The organism is Kitasatospora brasiliensis (genome assembly GCF_032654805.1).
Taxonomy (GTDB): domain Bacteria; phylum Actinomycetota; class Actinomycetes; order Streptomycetales; family Streptomycetaceae; genus Kitasatospora; species Kitasatospora brasiliensis.
This window is the reverse complement of record NZ_JAUOOW010000001.1, coordinates 1453785-1471484: the sequence shown is the minus strand read 5'-3', so window position 1 is coordinate 1471484 and position 17700 is coordinate 1453785. Positions and strand designations below refer to the sequence as shown.

Annotated in this window: 17 protein-coding genes; 11 read left to right on the top strand and 6 right to left on the bottom strand. The window is 69.5% G+C overall.

Features of this window, described 5'->3' with window-relative positions:
* The first annotated feature begins 3 nt into the window (after positions 1 to 3).
* From QWJ13_RS06675 to QWJ13_RS06645, 7 genes are read left to right on the top strand one after another with little or no spacing between them, the layout of a single operon-like run.
* Complete coding sequence (locus QWJ13_RS06675; protein WP_316521159.1) at positions 4 to 2130, top strand: B12-binding domain-containing radical SAM protein; 2127 nt, start codon at positions 4 to 6, stop codon at positions 2128 to 2130.
* 31 nt (positions 2131 to 2161) lie between these two features.
* Positions 2162 to 3256: an aldo/keto reductase gene (locus tag QWJ13_RS06670; protein WP_316521157.1), complete on the top strand. Its 1095-nt coding sequence runs from the start codon at positions 2162 to 2164 to the stop codon at positions 3254 to 3256.
* A complete protein-coding gene (locus QWJ13_RS06665) occupies positions 3253 to 3939 on the top strand; it encodes a nucleoside/nucleotide kinase family protein (RefSeq protein ID WP_316521155.1) in 687 nt (228 codons plus the stop codon). The genes QWJ13_RS06670 and QWJ13_RS06665 overlap by 4 nt, the downstream gene beginning before the upstream one ends.
* Positions 3936 to 5129: a DegT/DnrJ/EryC1/StrS family aminotransferase gene (locus QWJ13_RS06660; RefSeq protein ID WP_316521153.1), complete on the top strand. Its 1194-nt coding sequence runs from the start codon at positions 3936 to 3938 to the stop codon at positions 5127 to 5129. Before QWJ13_RS06665 ends, QWJ13_RS06660 begins: the two co-directional genes overlap by 4 nt.
* Positions 5129 to 6406 (top strand): formyltransferase family protein, encoded by a 1278-nt coding sequence (locus QWJ13_RS06655; RefSeq protein WP_316521715.1) that lies wholly within the window; start codon positions 5129 to 5131, stop codon positions 6404 to 6406. Before QWJ13_RS06660 ends, QWJ13_RS06655 begins: the two co-directional genes overlap by 1 nt.
* On the top strand, positions 6403 to 7065 hold the full coding sequence (locus QWJ13_RS06650) for a hypothetical protein (RefSeq protein ID WP_316521151.1): 663 nt from the start codon (positions 6403 to 6405) through the stop codon (positions 7063 to 7065). Before QWJ13_RS06655 ends, QWJ13_RS06650 begins: the two co-directional genes overlap by 4 nt.
* A complete protein-coding gene (locus tag QWJ13_RS06645; RefSeq protein ID WP_316521149.1) occupies positions 7062 to 7871 on the top strand; it encodes an endonuclease/exonuclease/phosphatase family protein in 810 nt (269 codons plus the stop codon). Before QWJ13_RS06650 ends, QWJ13_RS06645 begins: the two co-directional genes overlap by 4 nt.
* 17 nt (positions 7872 to 7888) lie before the next feature.
* On the opposite strand, the gene QWJ13_RS06640 is transcribed toward QWJ13_RS06645, so the two are convergent.
* Entirely contained in the window at positions 7889 to 8575 is a 687-nt protein-coding gene (locus QWJ13_RS06640) for a nucleotidyltransferase family protein (RefSeq protein WP_316521148.1), read from the bottom strand.
* 178 nt (positions 8576 to 8753) lie between these two features.
* Between QWJ13_RS06640 and QWJ13_RS06635 the strand changes: the two genes are divergently transcribed.
* The 3 genes from QWJ13_RS06635 to QWJ13_RS06630 are packed head-to-tail and all read left to right on the top strand — an operon-like array spanning position 8754 to position 12902.
* Complete coding sequence (locus QWJ13_RS06635) at positions 8754 to 10688, top strand: DEAD/DEAH box helicase (RefSeq protein WP_316521147.1); 1935 nt, start codon at positions 8754 to 8756, stop codon at positions 10686 to 10688.
* Positions 10660 to 10893 (top strand): helicase associated domain-containing protein, encoded by a 234-nt coding sequence (locus QWJ13_RS34330; protein WP_432277437.1) that lies wholly within the window; start codon positions 10660 to 10662, stop codon positions 10891 to 10893. Before QWJ13_RS06635 ends, QWJ13_RS34330 begins: the two co-directional genes overlap by 29 nt.
* Positions 10890 to 12902, top strand: a complete 2013-nt coding sequence (locus tag QWJ13_RS06630) for an ABC transporter ATP-binding protein (RefSeq protein ID WP_316521145.1) — start codon at positions 10890 to 10892, stop codon at positions 12900 to 12902. The genes QWJ13_RS34330 and QWJ13_RS06630 overlap by 4 nt, the downstream gene beginning before the upstream one ends.
* 77 nt (positions 12903 to 12979) lie before the next feature.
* Here QWJ13_RS06630 and QWJ13_RS06625 read toward each other — a convergent pair whose 3' ends face one another.
* Entirely contained in the window at positions 12980 to 13888 is a 909-nt protein-coding gene (locus QWJ13_RS06625; RefSeq protein WP_316521144.1) for a hypothetical protein, read from the bottom strand.
* A 331-nt stretch (positions 13889 to 14219) separates the two neighbouring features.
* Between QWJ13_RS06625 and QWJ13_RS06620 the strand changes: the two genes are divergently transcribed.
* The gene (locus QWJ13_RS06620) at positions 14220 to 14690 is read left to right on the top strand and encodes a hypothetical protein (RefSeq protein WP_316521143.1); all 471 of its coding nucleotides are present in this window, start codon (positions 14220 to 14222) and stop codon (positions 14688 to 14690) included.
* A gap of 288 nt (positions 14691 to 14978) precedes the next feature.
* Here QWJ13_RS06620 and QWJ13_RS06615 read toward each other — a convergent pair whose 3' ends face one another.
* From QWJ13_RS06615 to QWJ13_RS06600, 4 genes are read right to left on the bottom strand one after another with little or no spacing between them, the layout of a single operon-like run.
* Positions 14979 to 15518, bottom strand: coding sequence for an SUKH-4 family immunity protein (locus tag QWJ13_RS06615; protein ID WP_316521141.1), 540 nt, complete (start codon positions 15516 to 15518; stop codon positions 14979 to 14981).
* Positions 15519 to 15559: 41 nt separating this feature from the next.
* On the bottom strand, positions 15560 to 16102 hold the full coding sequence (locus QWJ13_RS06610; protein ID WP_316521140.1) for a hypothetical protein: 543 nt from the start codon (positions 16100 to 16102) through the stop codon (positions 15560 to 15562).
* On the bottom strand, positions 16099 to 16893 hold the full coding sequence (locus tag QWJ13_RS06605; RefSeq protein ID WP_316521138.1) for a hypothetical protein: 795 nt from the start codon (positions 16891 to 16893) through the stop codon (positions 16099 to 16101). Before QWJ13_RS06605 ends, QWJ13_RS06610 begins: the two co-directional genes overlap by 4 nt.
* Positions 16871 to 17563, bottom strand: coding sequence for a WXG100-like domain-containing protein (locus tag QWJ13_RS06600; protein ID WP_489753392.1), 693 nt, complete (start codon positions 17561 to 17563; stop codon positions 16871 to 16873). Before QWJ13_RS06600 ends, QWJ13_RS06605 begins: the two co-directional genes overlap by 23 nt.
* Positions 17564 to 17700: the final 137 nt, after the last annotated feature.

Genomic DNA, 17700 nt, shown 5'->3' with positions numbered 1-17700 from the left:
CCCATGACGCCTCTCGCAGTCGAACGGCTTCGGGAAGCCCTGCGGCTCGCCGTTCCGGGCTTCCCGGACACCGCAGCGGACGAATCGGACCTCCTGCTGACCGACCCGCCCGCCCTTAGGGCACACCTCGAAGACCACCTCGCCGACGGGTCCGGCCGGGTGCGCGTCACCGGCACGCTGGACCGCCGCCTGATCCTGATCGAGCGCCTCGACGGCCGCTGGGTCGTGGCGGACCTGTCCGGAGAGCCGCACAGCACCCGGGCCTGGCCGACGCGCCTCGACGGGCACCTCTCGCTCGACGACGCCGGCAGCTGGCTGACCCTCGCCACCCTGGACGACGCGGCGGCCCAGTACTTCACCAGGCCCACCGTCACCATCACCGCGCTCTACCACCCCGAGACCTTCCCCCTGCCCCGATTTCCGCTCGGGATCTCCGACCTGGCCAGGGCCGCCCGATCCACCCTGCTCGGCGAGGTCAGGCTGCTGGACATGCAACTCGGCGTCACCATGGGCGACCTGATCAAGGACATCGGCAGCACGCCGCCGGACATCCTCGGCATCTCGGCGACCTTCGGGCAGCACGACCTGCTCACCGAACTCCTCGACGCGGCGTTCCGGCTGCCGAACCCGCCGCTGGTGATCGCCGGCGGCAGTCTCACCGTCCGCAACGAGGCCCTGCTGCTCCAGCAGTACCCGAACCTGCTGATCGCCCGCGGCGCCGGAGAGTCCACGATGCAGGACCTGTTGGCCCACTGGCACGGCGAGCTGGACCGCGAACAGATCCAGGGCATCGGGTTCACCGGCGCCGCCCGAGGCGGCGGCTTGCAACTGGCCCGCCGCCGGACCCCGACCACCCCGAACCGGGCGCAGACCGACATCCTGCCCGAACTCGATCTGCTGGCGGCCACCTTCCAGCACGACGGCGTCGCCCAGCTGGAGTGCTCGCGCGGCTGTATCTCCGCCTGCTCGTTTTGCCCGCGCGGCCACAAGGGCCAGTGGTCGGGCGGCGAACCGTCCGCTCTGCCGTGGCTCCTCGGCGAGATGAGCGACGTCTTCAACCGATTCCCGCATCTCTCCCGCACGATCTACAGCGTCGACGAGGAGTTCATCGGAGGCGCCCCGGACGCCGTACCGCGGGCCTTGGACCTGGCGCACACCTTCCACGACGCGGGCTTCCGCTGGGAGACCAGCTGCCGCATCGAGCAGGTCTGCAACCCCCGGCACGACGCCAGGTGGCACACCGAGCGGGCCGACATGTGGCGCAAGCTCGTCGAACTGGGCCTTCGCCGCTGCCTGTTCGGCGTCGAGTCCGGCGTCGACTCGATCCTCACCCGCTTCAACAAGGACACCACGGCGGAGCAGAACGCGCTGGCGATCCGCACCTTATCCGCCCTCGGGGTGCCCAGCCGCCTCACTTACATCACCTTCGACCCGCTGATGAGCGCGGACGAACTTGGGCAGAGCCACACCTTCCAGGGCCGCACCGACCTGCTGCTGAAGCCCCTGCCGCACCTGCCCGTCGAGGCGATCGTCGAAGGCGTCCGCGACCCCGGATTCGTCGCCGAACACGCCACCGGCCGACCGCTGCACTCCGGGATCTCCTACATGCTCGTCAGCATGGAGTGCCTGGTCGGCGCCGCCTACACCAGGAAGGCCGAGCAGGCCGGCCTGACCGGCGCGGCCCGGCCCTCCATGGGCCGGGTCGACTCCCGCTACCTCGACCCGCGCATCGGCGCAGCCAGCACCGCGGCCCAGCTGTGGATCGACCGGTCTTTCCCGCTGGACTACACCCTGAAGTCGCTGGAGAAGGTCCTCGACGGCGAGCCGCGTCACGCCGTGCGCTCCGCCCGCACCGTCCTCAAGGACTCCGCCTACACCGTCCTCGGCGGCATGCTCCGCGAGATCACCGCGACGACGGCCCCCGGCGACACCAGCGGCCTCGCCCGCCGCATCGCGAGCCTGCTGGACCGCGAGTTCGACCAGCTGCGCGACACCGTCGGGGCAGGCATCGGCGCGCTCACCGCCACGCTGTCCGCCCGGCACGCCGACCGGCTGACCGAGCAGTACGACCGGTGGAACGCCTCCACCGGCTGGGAGCTGATCAACGCCGCCGACCCCTGCGGCACCTGAACCCGCCCGCACACCCCGTGAGGAGCACCGCATGAACGCACCCGCCCGCCCCGGAGGCAGCCTGACCCTGCCCGGCGGCGCCACCGTGGCGCGCCTGGGCGTGGGCTGCTGGCCGATCGGCGGCCCGGCCCACAACCTCGGCATGCCGATGGGCTGGAGCACCGCCGACGACCACCAGGCCATCACGGGCCTGGACCGTGCCTTCGACCTGGGCGCGAACCTGTTCGACACCGCCGACGTCTACGGGCACGGCCACTCCGAACAACTCCTCGGCTACTTCCTCTCCGGCATTCCCCGCGGCGAGTTCGCGGTCACCAGCAAGGTCGGCTACTACACCGAGCCCGGCGCCGACCACGCCATGGACCCCGCCCACCTGCGCCGCCGACTCGAAACGACGCTCCAGCGCCTGGGCGTCGACCACCTGGACGTCTACTCCCTGCACAACAGCAACTTCGGCCCCGGTGACATGTACCTGGAGGACGCCGTCGCCGCACTGCGCGCCTTCCAGGCCGAGGGGCTGATCCGGGCGGTGGGCATGCGCGGACCGCACCGCTTCGCGCCCGAGCGGCTGACGACCGAGCCCGGGCAGCGAGAGGACAAGCACGCCCGGTTCCGCCGGCACTTCGCCGCGATCCGCCCCGACGTGCTCGCCGTACGGGACAACCTCCTCACCCCGCCCTCGGCGACCGACGGCATCCGCGAGTTCAGCGAGGCCCACGCGGTCACGGTGATCGTGAACAAGGCCCTCGGGCAGGGCCTGCTCACCGGCAAGCACACCGCCGCGGCGCCGCCCGCCTTCGCGGACGGCGACCACCGGCAGCGCAAGGCATGGTTCAGCGAACCCGCACTCGCCGTACTGGGCCCGCATCTGGACGAGATCCGCCGCCGCCTCGGCGACGGCCTCCACACCCTGCCGCACGCCGCACTCGCCTACTGCCTGCGCCGCTGGCCCGGCGCCGCCGTGCTGACCGGCTTCACCACCGCGACGCAGATCGAGCAAAACCTGACCTGCGACCCGGCACGGCTGACCACGGACGACCTGCTGTTCCTCGCCGACGTGGGCCGGCGGGCACAGCAGGCCCTCGACGGCCTCGGCGAGGTCTTCACCGACGAGGTGACCCGATGAGCACCGCGCCGTTCCTCGTGCTGGAAGGCCCGGACGGGGCCGGCAAGACCACGCTCGCCGCCCGCGCCGCCGAACTCCTGGCCGACCTCGGCGTCCGGCACGTCAACCGACGGCAGGTCTCCACGCACTCCGCCTACGCCGCCACGCTGATGGAACCGCTGGCCCGGATGCTCTGGCACAGCGGGGACGCACCCGACCTGTCCGACGCCTTCTGGGCGCACCTCCAAGCCTCCTGGTTCACCGCCCACGGCGAACAGGTCGTCGCCCCCGCACTGAAGGCCGGGCCGGTCCTGGTCGACGGTTGGTACTTCAAGCTCGCCTCCCGCCTTGCCGGCCAGGGCTGGCGCACTGACGAGATCGACCGCCTCTTCGCCCGTGTCCGCCGCCCCGACTACACGATCCTCCTGGACGTGGACCCCGAAGTCCTGTGGGAGCGCAAGTCCGGTCGGCTGAGGCCCGCCGAGCTCGGCATGCACGGCACCTACACGAACCTCGGCCGGGCCTCCTTCCTCGACTACCAGCAGCGTGGCCTCGACCGGCTGCGCGCCACAGCCGCGGCCGAGGGCTGGCGCGTCATGAAGATCCCGGTGGGCGAGGACCTCGACACCACCGCCCACTGCGCCGCCGCTCTGATCCGCGACCTCATCACCACCGCCCCGACCACGGCAGGAGAACGCCCGTGACCAAGCCCGTCCCCTACACCTGGCCCCGCATCGACGAGCGGCTGCGCCAGGCCGTCGACCGGCAGCTCGACCGCTCCCTGTCCGACCGCGACGCGAGCGGCGTCATCGGCGAGTTCGAGCGCGAGTTCGCCCGGTTCGTCGGCAGCCGGTACGCCATCGCCTACTCCTCCGGCACCTCCGCCCTGCACGCGATGTGCGTGGCCGCCGGTCTCGGAGAAGGGGACGAGGTCATCGCCCCCGCCTACACCTTCTTCGCCACCGCCACCCCGTTCGCGTACGAGGGCGTGAAGGTGGTCTTCGCCGACGCCGACGGCTGGGGCAACCTCGACCCCGCCGCGCTGCCCGCCCTGCTCACCGACCGGACCCGGGCCGTCATCGTCACCCACATGTGGGGCAACCCCTGCGACATGACCGCCATCGCCGCGTTCTGCCGCGCCAACGACCTGATGCTGCTGGAGGACTGCTCCCACGCCCACTTCGCCGACTGGAACGGGCAGCACGTCGGCACCTTCGGCGCGATGGCGGTCTTCTCGACCAACCAGAAGGCGATCACCACCGGCGAGGGCGGCCTGCTGGTCACCGACGACGACCAGCTGCGCGAACTCGCCCTCCTGCACGGCCACTACAACAAGCGGTCGTTCCAGGAGATCGACCCCGACGTCCCGCACTACCGGTACGCCCTGACCGGGATGGGCCTCAAGTCGAGGATGACCACCCTGTCGGCCGCGATCGGCCTCGACCAGCTTGCCAAGGCCGACGACATCGAACAGCGCCGGCGCACCGTCCTCGGCCGGTTCGCCGCCGCCCTCGACGGCAACCCCGTCGTCTCCCTGGCCGACGTCGACCCGCAGCACGGCTCCAACGGCCTGTACGTCCTGGGGCTGCGCTTCCACCGCAAGGCCGCCACGGTCACCGCCCAGGAATTCACCGAGCGGCTCACCCGGCGAGGGACCGAGTTCGACATGCCCGGCTCCACCACCGTCATCGCCAACGAGCCGCTGTTCCACCGCACCGGCCGCGCCATGCCCTGGACGGTCGTGCCCGAGATCGCCGCCGCCGCTTTCCCCGGTGCGCAGAAGTTCATCGACTCCTTCATCAAGGCCCCGCTGTTCGGGTACGCGGGCGACGAGCAGGCCGTCGCCCACCACCTCGACACCCTGGTGACGCTCAGCGAGGACGTGGCCCGGTGATGACCCCCGACGCGCTGACCGACAGCGCCCGAACGGACGGCGGCCCCATCACGGTCGCCACCCTGCGAGACCTGCGCGCCCAGGCCCTACGGCCTTCCCCGCCACCCGCACCCCTGCCCGCGGTTCCGCCGGCCGGACCGCCCCTGCTCATCGCCCGACCGTCGCTCGCCGACAACCAGGCCCGGGCCGCCGCCCGCGGCTGGATCGCCGCGCGCGCCGGCCAGCGCCGGGTCGCCGACCCCGGGGACGAGGCCCTGCTCCACGTTGTCGAGACGTCCGCTCTGGGACGCCCGCCCGTCGAAACCGTCGCCCGGGCGATCGACGCAGACCTGGCCGAGCTCTACCTGCTGCTCGCCGGGCACTGGTTGACCCTGGCTCAGGGGGCCGCGGACCGCCGGTACCTCAACGCCGCGCTAAAGCTCCTCGGCGTCTGCCTCGTCGCGCCGCTGCCCGCCACCGAACTTGCCGCCGACACGCTCGCACGCTCCCTCGAAGCCCTCGACACGCTCACCGTCCACTCACCGTGGCCCTCCGGCCGCCCGCTGCCCGTGGTCGAGACCGCCACCAACGCGCCCGCCACCATGCTGGAGCCCCGGATCGCGGTACTGGCCGGCGCCGACTCCCGCGGCCTGCCCCAGTTCCTCGACGCTGCCCGCAACCTGCCGATCGCCGGCGTGGTCCTCCACGACGCAGGCCAGCGGGCGGAACCGCCTAGCAGTGCCTACGCCAGCGCCTGGTACCCGGCCTCCGACAGCACCCGACCCCGCCCCGTCCCGGAGCCCTCCACCGTGCCGCACCAGCGGGCCGCACACCGGGACTGGCTCACCATCGCCGCCCACCTCGCGGACTGGCGCACCGACCTGCTCGTGCTGATCGGCATGGACGTCGTCCCCTCCACCATCCTCGCCGTCCCCCACCTGGGCACGATCAACGCCCACAACGGCGCCCTGCCCGGTTACCGCGGCATGGACGCCGTTGCCTGGGCCGTCCTCGCCGGAGACCCGGTGGTGTGCAGCGTCCACCACGTCACCGAAGACGTCGACGCCGGGCACGTCCTGACCGCCCGCGAGGTGCCCACCGGCGTCCCCGGCCTGCGCCAGAGCGTCAAGGACACGCAGCTCGAACTCCTCACCGACGTCTGCCTGCACGTCGCCGCCACCGGATTCCTGCCCGCCGGGCAGCCGCAGACCGGCACCCCCCGCCGCCACTACCGCATGCACCCCGCGCTGCGGCAACGCCTCGACACCGCTCCCCGCCCGAACGGAGCCGCCGCATGACCCCCGCCCCCCTGCCCTCACTGCGCGGCCTCGACTGGGACGACCTCCCGGCCGTGGCCTCCGCCGCCGCCCTCGCCTTCCACGACCTCACCCGCGACAACTGGACGCTGCTCGCCGACCTCCTCACCACCCTGCCCGACTCGCTCGCCCTCGCCGCGATGTGCGAACGGTTCGACTTCCTCGACAAGCTCGTCCTGCACCAGGAAGACGGCTACCGCCTGCGCGTCCACCGCTTCCGGCCCGGCTACTTCGACCGCCCCCACGACCACCGCTGGTCGTTCGCGTCGATGATCCTCACCGGCGCCTACCGGCACGTCCAGTACGGCACGAACGAGGGCTTCGACACCATCGACCCGGCCGCGCTGCGCCCTCGCCAGATCCGCACCGAACGCGCCGGCGACCAGTACGTCCTGCACCACACCGCGGTCCACTCCGTCACCGCCGACGCCGGAACGATCTCCCTCGTCCTGCGCGGACCCGCCGTCAAGGACGCCTTCCGCATCATCGACGCGCCCAGCGGAGAGTCCTTCACCGCCCGCGGCACCCACTCTGAGACCGACGCCCAACGCGACGCCAAGCGCATGCCGTCCCAGATTCTCGCCGCCACGGTCCGCGACATCCTCGCCGCCCGCCCCACCCAGCCCATGGAGACCCAGTGAACGAGCAGAACTTCCTCTTCGGTAACCCCGACACCGTCGCCGACAGCGTCGCTGCCAGCGAACTGCGCGTGGTCGCCCTCAACATCGCGAGCCCGTCCGCCGAACGCGTCCGCCTCCAGATCGACTGGCTCTACGCCACCAACGCCAACTGCCTCGTCCTCACCGAGGTCAAGACCGGTGAGGCCGCCGACCTGCTGGTGCGCGAACTCTCCTCCTCCGGCTACACCATCGCCCGGCCCCGCACCAGCCCCGACGACAAGTACATGACCGTGATCGCCACCAAGGGCTACGAGACCACCCCAACGTCACTGGCCGGCACCAACCCCCGCTTCCACGGGGTCCGGCTCGCCAGCCACCTCGGCGCCCTCGACATCATCGGCCTGTACTCCCTGACCAACGGCATGAGCGCCGACAGCAGCACCAGGCGCCACGTGTTCCAGCAGCAGACCCTCGACGCCCTGACCGCCCGGATCGACGCCGAACCGACCGTCCCGCTCCTGGTCACCGGCGACTTCAATGTGGTCGAGCCCGGCCACGGCCCGACCGCCAGCCGCGCCCTGTTCGAGGACCATGACTTCGACTTCTACCTGGCCTTCAGCCAGCGCCTCGGGCTGGTCGACTCCTTCCGGCAGACCCACCCGACCGCCGCCGACCTCACCTGGTACGGGCCCAAGGGAGGCCAGCGGCTCGACCACGTCTTCACCTCGCCGCAGATCCACGCCCGGGTCGACGCGGTCGGCTTCGACCACGAGGTGCGGAGCAGCCGCCTCAGCGACCACTCCGCGCTGCTGCTCACCGCAATCTGATCGGCGCGGGACGGGACCTACCGGCCGGTCGGCTCCTCCCACGGCAGCTTCGTCAGCTGCGGCCACTCCTGCATCCACCGCTCGGCCTTCGCCTCGTACACCGCCTGCGGGGCGACGGTCAGCGGGTTCGGCCGCAGCACCAGGTTGAACAGATCGGCGAACCCGTGGGTGGAGTGCACGGCCAGCTTGCCGCCGCTATCCAGGGACAGCCCCACGCAGCAGCTGGTCGCCGCGAAGGAGCTGATCGCATCGGGCAGGTCCCGGTACGGGGCGATCTTCTTGCCCCACTTCGACTCGTACCAGATGTGCACGCGCGCCTGGTTGCGCGGCTCCAGCTCGACACCGAGGTCCGCGACCGCCCCCAGGCACTTCTTGATCCAGACGTCCTCCGCCTCCCATGAGGTGTCCTCATCGAAGAAGAACAGGTCGTGGTCACGAATGCCCGCCGACAGGTCCGCACGCCCGGCCGCCGCGTTCCACACCGTCTGGAACAGGCTCCCGGCCGTCAGGTACCACGGAGGCAGGCCGAGATCGGCAAGGCGTTCCAGCACCGCCGGTACGGAGGGGTTGCGCAGGACGGTGGCCGCGAACGCCGCGGCCTGGTCCTCGGGCGTGCCCGTAGTGGCCACATCGCGCAGGGACTCGGCGGTCAGGTGATCGAAGCCTTGGTGGTCGCGGGCGTCCGCGTAGTCAAGAAGAAGCACCCGGCCGACCCTGCCACAACCGTCCCGCAGATAGCATCACGAACCACTCGATTAGGTATTGAAGTTGACACATCGACAGCTTGCACTCCCGGCGCCCGCCCGGCCATCGGCCCCTGAGATCCCAGTCCCTCCGGGAAGCCCGGTCGGACCCATCACACCCTCCAAGAGCAGGAGCGCCATGCCCGTCCCCACGCTCGGCCAGCTCGGCCCCGTCGGACTGCCCCTGTGGCCGCACCAGCAGACGGCTGTGGAGAAGACCTGCACGATGCTGGCCGAGTCCCCGCAGACCGTCATCGTGATGGCCTGCGGAACCGGCAAGACTGTGACCGCCGGTACCGTCGTTCAACGGGCGGTCGACCCCGAAGCAGGGAGGGTCCTGGTCGCCGTGCCCACGCTGGACCTGATAGTCCAGACGCTCGGCCAGTGGCGCCAGGCCTTCGGCGCCGATGCCCTCGGCGAGGTTATCGCGGTCTGCTCCGACTCCCGCCGGCTCGACGGATTCAACCAGGGCGGCTCACGGGCCCGCGTCGTCGGCAACGCCCGTGACCTGGCCGGCCTCCGACCGGCAGGACGCCGGCTCACCGTGGCCTGCACCTACCAGAGCCTGCACACCGTGATCGCCGCGCACCGCGCAGGAGCCGGCGCCTGGGACCTCGTCGTCATCGACGAACTACACCGGGCCGACGGCAACAGCTGGGCCCAGATCCACGACGACAACTTCGTGCCCGCTGCGCGCCGCGTGTCCCTGACCGCGACCCTCAAGGATCTCGCCGGTGACGGCGGCATCCTCGTGCGACGTGACCGACACGGCCCCATCGCCTACAACCTGTCGCTCGGCGAGGCGATCCAGCAAGACCTGCTCGCCGACTACGAGCTCATCGTCGCCTCAGCCGTCGGCCCCGTGGCCACCGAACTCGTGCAGCGGGAGGCCTTCCTGGAGCTGGGGCCCATGCACGTCGAGGCCAGCGTCGTGGCGAAGGCGATCGCGGTGCTGCGCGCGGCGACCGAGCACGGTGCCACCCGCATGATCACCTACCATTCGACGGTGGCCGCCGCCCGGGCGTTCGCCAACGTCATTCGCCACGCGATGGAGTACCTGCCGCCGGGGCAGCGGCCGAGCTCGTTGTGGACCGGGCACGTCAACGGGAGTCAGGACCGAGCTGTCCGGCAACAGATCCTCGACCAGTTCCGTACGAACACGGGCGGGCTGTCCGTGCTCACCAACTCCCGACTCCTGATCGAGGGATATGACGCCCCGGAAACGGATGCGGTGGCCATCGTCGATCCGCGCAGCTCGAAGATCGAAATCGCCCAGATCGCCGGACGAGCACTGCGTCGAGGCGACCCTACCCGTCCCAAGACGGCAGCCATCATCGTGCCGGCAATCGCTGCCGAAGACACAGGTCAGGGCGCGGGCGGCGGCTTCGACACCGTCCTCCTCACCGTCCAGGCCATGGCGGCCCTGGACGACCGGCTAGCCCGCCACCTGACCCGGCTTCGCCGCGCCCGCCGGGACAACGCCCGGCCCTCTGAGCCCGCGGCCCTGCCGAAATGGATCTCCTTCAGCGGTGCTGAGATCCCCGACGGCTTCATCGACGCGGTCGCCACGCAGGTCGTCTTCTCCACCGGCTCTCGCCGGGAACGCCACCTGGAGGACCTGAGGGTCTTCCACGCCGCGAACGGGCACCTTCGGGTCGGCAGGGACTGGACCGGCCCCAGCGGGGAGCGGACCGGCCAGTGGTTGCACAACGCCAGGCACCGCCACCGTACCGGCTCCCTGCCCGCGGCCGTCGCACGTCGCCTGACGGACCTGGGTGTCGTCTGGCACTCCCGGGACGCCGCGTGGGAGCAGTTCATCCAGGACCTCGCCGACTACAAGGCCGCGAACGGTGACCTCCTGGTTCCGGCGACGTACGTCACCCCCCGTCGGCGGGCGGCCTCTCGGAGCCCAGGTCCGCGGCAAACGCGTCCGCTTCGATCTGCTCAGCGACGATCGGCGCGACGAGCTGACCGGCCTCGGCTTCGTCACCAATGCCGCAGACGGCCGATTCCTGGAGAACATCAAGTTGTTGAGGGCCTTCGCGGTGGAGAACGGCCACCTCCGCGTAGGTAGGGGCGGCGACACCGAGCAGCTCGGAAACTGGCTGAAGAACTGCCGGCAGAAGGCACGCAAGGGCACGCTCGCTCCGTGGCAACGCGCCGAACTCACCGCTTGTGGTGTCGCACTCCCTTCACCAGCCGACCCTCAGAACAGTAGTGGCGGGCACCCGACCCACCAGACCATCATCGAACCCGACGCTCGCCAAGGAGCATCGTGAGCACACCTTCTGACCCCGCTACCGAGAAGGCGTCCGACGCGCCGGTCTCCGACAGCGAGCAGCTGCTGTTCGGCGGTCCGATGCGCTACGACTACGGCTGGACGAAGCACGAGTTCGCCGGCGCCAAGGTCACCTTCGCGACGGTCGCCCGCCAGATGCCCCGTTTCCTGACACTGGCCGGCAGGATGGCGTGGTCTGCCGACCGCACCGCGCTGATCACCCTGGTGACGGCCGAGCTGCTGCGCGGCGTCGCCGCCGCGGTGATGCTCATCGCCACCAACCAGGCCCTCGCACGCCTCCTCACCCCCGGCGACGTGGCGACCGTCATGCACACCGCCATCCCGGCCGTCATGGCCGTCGGCGTAGTCTCCGCGCTCGCCGCAGTACTCGCCGCCGTGTCCGGGCGCGCCTCCGGCCGCCTGGAACCGGCCGTGTTCAGGGCCGCCACCGTCGACTTCCTGGAAATCGTCTCCCGCTCCGAACTGGAAGCGATCGAAGACCCGACCTTCCTGGCCGACGTCGACTCCGCCCGCTGGGGCGCCGGATCGATCCAGCACATCATCGGCCAGGCCACCGCCGTCCTCACCGCCACCTTCGGACTGGTCTCCGCCGCCGGAGTGCTCTCCGTCCTCCACCCCGCACTGCTGCCGATGCTGCTGCTCATCACCGCCCCGCGCGGCTGGGGCGCGGTGCGCACCGCCCGGCGCCGTTACCTCTCCACGCAGGCGATGCTCCAGCACAGCCGGGCCAGCGGCCTCCTGTCCGACATGCTGATCCGGCCGTGGTCGGCCGCCGAGGTCCGCGTTCACGCGTGCGGGCCGTTCCTGCTGCGGCACTACGAGCAGATGGCCCGCGCCGCCGAGTGCGAGCAGGCCCGGCTCGCCGGGGCGAAGGCCCGTACGGACCTGCTGACCGCCACGCTCGCCGGCCTCGCGACCACCGCGGCGTTCACCATGCTGGGCTGGCTCGTCAGCACCGGCTCCATGCCGTTGGCCGTCGCCGGCACCGCCGTGTTCGCGGTCCGCACCGGCTCCGCATCGATCGGCGGCCTCGTCTCCCAGATCAACTCCCTCTACGAGGAGAGCTTGTTCGTCGCCGACCTCGACCGGCTCCGCCGCGAAGGGCACCGCCGCGCGATCCCCGAAGGCGGCACACCGCTTCCCGCCCGCCCCGACGAGATCCGCGTCGAAGACGTCAGCTTCACCTACCCGGGCCGCGACACCCCCGCCCTCGACGAAGTCAGCATCACCATCCGCCGCGGCCAGGTGATCGCCCTGGTCGGCGAGAACGGCTCCGGCAAGTCCACCCTCGCCCACCTGCTGTGCGGCGTCTACCAGCCCCACCAGGGCCACATCCTGTGGGACGGCACCGACACTGCCCTCGCCGACCGCGCCCAGCTGTTTGCCGGCATCGCGCTGCTCGCGCAGAACTTCCAACGCTGGTCGTTCACCCTGCGCGCCAACCTCCTTCTCGGCTGCCCCGACGCCCCCGCCATCCAGGAACAACTGGACGCCGCCGCCCAGTACGCCGACCTCGGCCCCGTCCTCGCCGACCTCGACCGAGGCTGGGACACCCTCCTCGCCAAAGGGTTCGCCAACGGCGTCGGGCTCTCCGGCGGCCAGTGGCAGCGCGTCGCCCTCGCCCGGCTGCGCCACCGTGTCACCACCCCCGGCCCGGACGGGCGCCTGCCGCACCTGATCGTCGTCGACGAACCGACCAGCGCCATGGACGCCAAGGCCGAGATCGAGGCCTTCGAGCGCATCCGGGCCCTGACCGACCTCGGCGTCAGCGTCGTCCTCATCACCCACCGCCTCGCCGCCACCGCCCGCGCCGACCACATCTACGTCCTCGACCAGGGCCGTCTGATCGAAGACGGCACCCACCAGCAGCTGATGGCCACGCCCACCAAGTACAGGGAGGCCTACCAGCTCCAGGCCGCCCAGTACGGCATCAGCGGACACCTGCCCGAGCAGGCCACCACCGAACCCGACCCTCAGACAGCGAAGTGAAGTTGTTCCGCCCAACGTCAGGGGCCGTGACGGGCAGGGCCAAGGGGTGTGCGATGAAGGCCCCGCCGTCCTGGTGCCTAGTCCAGCGTGGCGGGTGGGTTGACTTCCGCCCGGGCCACCCGCCGCAGACCAAACGGTGCGAAGCGGAAGCGCCGCTGCGCCGGGCTCCTGCTCGCCCGTCGGAGCTCGGCGTACCGAACGAGTGACTCGGGACTGGCAGTGCGAACCCACACCGGTGCTCCGATGACGACGCGCTCTGTTCCCCGCAACAGATCGTCGTCACGGAACCGCCATCGATCGCGGTCTAGTACGACGTCCTCGTAGACCACCGCGAACCACTCGCAGCTCTCTGCCGACCCGAGGGTGAAGCCGCGAGTCCATGGCCGACCGTCATGCTCCTCATCCGGGCCAGAGCTTCCTTGAAAGAGGGCGATCTTCAACGCCTCGATGGCGAGAGACTGCGAGTCCCCCCAGCAGGAGTCCGGATCGTGGTGGCGAGCCTCCAGCAGCTGGGACACCGCGAACTGTGCGGACGAAGACCAGCCGCTCTCCGATGCGTCCGACGTGGTGAAGTGCGGCGTGTTGTCGAGGCTGCCGAACAGAACGAGGTCGACCCTCTGCCCGCTGGAGTTGTGGGTACGTGCGTGGAGGAGGAGGCCCTTGTCTTGGGCTGGCCCACCGACGAAGCGCGCGAACTCGACTCGGCCGACGCCTTCGGCGAACTGAACGGGCGGTGGCGAGTCGAAGGTCAACGCGGTCTGTCGGCTCAGCGCCTTGCGCATGCGGACCGATATTTCCCGACGGTCCGGCTCCTTGGCCGGCGGAGCGGCCGACACCTGGGGCATAGGGGCGCCGGCAAGGGAGGACGGCAGTCCAACTGACGTCAGTGCCCACTTCCCGAGTGTGATCCGGTTGTCGGCAGCCAGACTGCGGACCTGCCGCTCGGACCAGTACAGGAACCTGCCGAGGTCGTCGTTGCGAGTCACTGAAACTCCTCCGTGCGCGGCCCGAGGGCACCCTGTCGACAGCGCGCGAGCGACGGTTCAAGCCGAGTTGCATGCCTTCGTGCCCCGGGACGCTACCAGGAGGACGGGGTGGAGAGCGTGGGCGCGGAGGAGATCCGATTCGTGAGCCGTTACTGTCCCCATAGGTAACTGTCCGAAACGTCCCTTCGGAAGGGTCACCAACCGGTGACACGAAGCTGCTGACCCGCGTACCGACTTCGGGAGCGCGACGGCAGTACCTATGTTGTCCCCGAACTGGTGAATCAGCCGGAACCGCCTCCACAGAGCCCGCACGTCCGGTAGACGTGGACGCGTGACGGAGACAGACCACCCGTGGATGGTGGACGCGAAGTGGCGGGGGATCGACCTGACGAGGGGATACCTGACGAGGGACGCTGCGCAGGTCGCGACGTGCCTCGATGGCCTGGATGCGGAACGGCTGAGGCTCGTACTCACATTGCTGGGCCTCTACTACGACGACCTCCTTGGCGAGCTGGGGGAGCCGCCCATGAAAGTGTCCGACCTCAACACCGTGGGGGCCTTGGGGCCTGCGGAGATCGAGTTCGCGACGACGACTGCCGTGCGCCGGATCGCCGATGGGGAGGTGGGCTTCGCCGAGGCGATGGCCGACCTCGGGCTTGAAGGCCGCATTCACATGATCGCGATCTGCACGGTGGTCATGCTGATGGACGCCTTGGGGGAGGCGGGTGCCGTGGCCCACCTTGGTAGGGAGGCGGCCGCGTGTGTGCGGCAGGGCTACCCGAGGCCCTACACGCTCACCTGACCGCAATCCGCCCCGGGGCGTCGCGGGCGCCGTCGTGGTGGATGAGCGGTCCAGTACCGTCGGCGCGTTCGCGGTGCCCGCGGAGGCGTACGCAGCGGCCGGGGCCCGGCCCGGTGTGGGGGCCGGACGGGTCTTCGTGGCCGCACACCGGCCAGGTCCCGGTCGCCGTGAGGGGGCTGCTGCTGTTCATGGCGCTGATGCTAGCGACCCGTTGATCTGGCTTTGTTGCCGTGTGGCCGTGCTTGTTCCCGCCCCCTTGCGGAGGCGTGCACAGCGAGGGCTGCGTTGTTAGAGGTCCTTGCCGAGGAGGCGGTCGAAGACCATGCTCCACCAGCTGTCCGGTTGTGCGAACGCACGAGGGTCGCGTCCGGCGAGGTAGGCGCGCAGTTGGAGGGTGTAGGTGTCCATATGCTCGGTGCTCCGGCCTGCGATGTCTTCGAACCTTCGGCCGAGCCGGTAGAGGAATTCGACGAACTCGGCGAGGGTGGTGTTGATGACTTCGGCTGCGGGTTCGTCTCCGAGCGTGAGCAGGATGACGTAGCCGTCTTCAAGGTCGAGGCAGTAGCGCATGTCTGTTGTGCCGGTGGGGCCGCCGAGGCACAGCACGTTCACGACCTCGTCGCCGGTGTCGATGGGCACCAGGGAGAACGCGGCTGGTTCTCCGGGCACTGCGAGGCTGAAGATCAGGTCGAGCTGCGCGGGTAGGCCCACGGCCGCCAAGACCTCCGCATCGGCGTCCGCGATCTTGTGCCGGATGGCTTCTTCGCGGGGGAGGGTGATCACCCCCTGGGGGCTGAACAGCTGCGTGAGTTCGTCGTGGGTGGCCACGGTGCTCCTTGGACGGCTCGGTGGTGCGGGCAGGTGCGAGACTACGTGGCGAGTCCACTTAGCCGGAGTAGTCGGTACCAGTGGCTGGTTTCGAGGTCGCTGGGTTCGAGGCCGGCGAGGTGCTGGAACTGGGGGGAGGCCACCCAGGTCCTGACGAACTCGCTGACGGTGTCGGCGACCGGTTCTACGCGGCAGCCGGTGTACCAGACGTAGCCTTCATCGGGAACTCGCCAAACGCTGCCGTCGCGGTCTACGAGCAGCGGATTCTCGCGGGCCTGGCCGAAGAAGAAGAACCGGGATGTGTCGTCCAGGGTGGACCCGTCTGGGAGTTCAGCACCCTCAAGCCCGGTGGGGAACTGCTGGTCCGTTAGTTCTTCTGCCCGGAAGAGACGCGTGGTGTGGTCGAGGTAGAGGCCGTCGGTTGCGGCGAGCAGGTCTGCGACACCGGCGGGAGTGCCGGGCGGGATGAGGCTGCTATCGGCGCCCTCGGGAACGTTGCAGTCGTACAACCCGAGGGTCATTCGATGCTCGGCCAGGGTCTCGCGAAGCAGGGCCACGAGGCTGGGGATGCTGGAATTGGTCATTTCCATTTTACTTTAACCTTGACAGGTGTCCCGTCTGGGACTTTCATGATCGCCGGCCAGACTTGATGCTTGCCGGTGACGGTATTTGTCTTTTCGTGAAGCATCTTAATGTTTTCCCAGTGGTCAAGTCCACCTAGCTGCAAGTCTTGGACGTGATCCGGGTTCATGGACGCTGCAACAGCGATTGCGGCTTGCTGTAGCTTCGGGTTGCCCCTTTGATTCTCGTAGATGATGTGGATGATGGCGCTCTTATACTGCCCTGTGATGTTGACGTCTCGCAGGACCTTGTTGGTCGCCTTGTACAGCTTCCCCTCTCGGCTCAGCCCGGCGAGCTGCTGGGCCTTCCGGGCGAACCCGGGCCGAGACATCCCCGGCTTCCACTGCAAGGTGACCGTGGCTGCCGGCTTCGTGGGATCCGGCCCCTGTGCCCGATGAGTCTCCGAGCGTAGCTTCTTCACCTGGTCCTCTGACCGCTGGTGAATATTGGCGATCTTATCGGCCAGAACCTTGTCGTTCTCATGGTGATTGTGCGACATGTGGTTCAACCCGGTCTGCGCCGTCCGCAGATGCTGGCGCAGCTCCCGCTCGGCCGTCTTGATAACGCTCAGAATTTCCGTCGCGGCTTCTTTGGCGGCAGTAGCCAGAGCATCCTTGTGATGGTTCGTCTGGAGCTTGCGTCTGACATTCCGGGTGTGCTCGCCAGCGGTGCTTTCAAGGTGATCCGCATGGGAGCCCATTTGAGCTGCGAGTCGTGCGGTCTCCGAGTGATTATGCCGAATTTGGTCGTCCATCTCCGCCCCCTGTTACAGCCGCTCCGAGATCGGTGTCCTTGGCGCCTTCGGCACCCGAATTTACGACGGACTTCCAGTTGACGCCGTTCTGTGTTCCAGTGGAAATATTCGCCGCCTGGATCGCGAGATCGGTGGCCATCCCGGCCAGAGCGTTCATGATCGGAGCTTTCGCGACCTGCATCAGCTGGGCCACGATCTGCTGCTCCGCCTCCTTGAGGAGTTTCTTCACCGCGATCCGCGTGACCTGCGTGGCACCCAACGCACCGAACTCCGACAGGCCCAGGGTGAGTGGCGCCGCAGCCTGAGCCGCAGCCACTTCACCAGCAAGAATGCCCAGTTGAACGATCGCGGCGCCCTTCGCGCCGGCGATCACCAGAGCCACCCCGTCGAGAGCGGTGGCCAGCATCCGTGCGGCCTCGGCAAGGTTGTGAAGGTGCTTGCCGTTCAGCTTGTTCCAGTGCGCCTCAAACGCTTCGGTGGCTGGCCCGATGTTTTCCGCGATCATCCGCTGAACCGCAACGACCGAGCTGGCGCGACCGTTGTCGACCTCATCGGCGAAAGAGCGCAGCGAGTCCGCCATCTCGTTGAACTCGTCTTCGTCCACGTTTGGCCAGTGGACGCCGATGAGGTCAAGAAGCCAAGCCAACTCGTCGGGAAGAACTACGCCCATCTGATCGCCCCCCTGCGTCACCGGGCCCTGACTGGCTGACAGGCCACGGTCCAGCACTCTGTGTGGTCGTTAAGCGAACGGAAGGCTACCAGCCTGCCGTCGGCGAGCGAACGGTAGGCAAGCATCTCGTACGGCCC

Excerpts from the sequence above, each read along its gene's own strand:
- QWJ13_RS06675 (WP_316521159.1), top strand. The coding sequence starts at position 4 with ATGACGCCTCTCGCAGTCGAACGGCTTCGGGAAGCCCTGCGGCTCGCC.
- QWJ13_RS06670 (WP_316521157.1), top strand. The coding sequence starts at position 2,162 with ATGAACGCACCCGCCCGCCCCGGAGGCAGCCTGACCCTGCCCGGCGGC.
- QWJ13_RS06665 (WP_316521155.1), top strand. The coding sequence starts at position 3,253 with ATGAGCACCGCGCCGTTCCTCGTGCTGGAAGGCCCGGACGGGGCCGGC.
- QWJ13_RS06655 (WP_316521715.1), top strand. The coding sequence starts at position 5,129 with ATGACCCCCGACGCGCTGACCGACAGCGCCCGAACGGACGGCGGCCCC.
- QWJ13_RS06650 (WP_316521151.1), top strand. The coding sequence starts at position 6,403 with ATGACCCCCGCCCCCCTGCCCTCACTGCGCGGCCTCGACTGGGACGAC.
- QWJ13_RS06635 (WP_316521147.1), top strand. The coding sequence starts at position 8,754 with ATGCCCGTCCCCACGCTCGGCCAGCTCGGCCCCGTCGGACTGCCCCTG.
- QWJ13_RS06610 (WP_316521140.1), bottom strand. The coding sequence starts at position 16,102 with ATGACCAATTCCAGCATCCCCAGCCTCGTGGCCCTGCTTCGCGAGACC.
- QWJ13_RS06605 (WP_316521138.1), bottom strand. The coding sequence starts at position 16,893 with ATGGACGACCAAATTCGGCATAATCACTCGGAGACCGCACGACTCGCA.
- QWJ13_RS06600 (WP_489753392.1), bottom strand. The coding sequence starts at position 17,563 with ATGGGCGTAGTTCTTCCCGACGAGTTGGCTTGGCTTCTTGACCTCATC.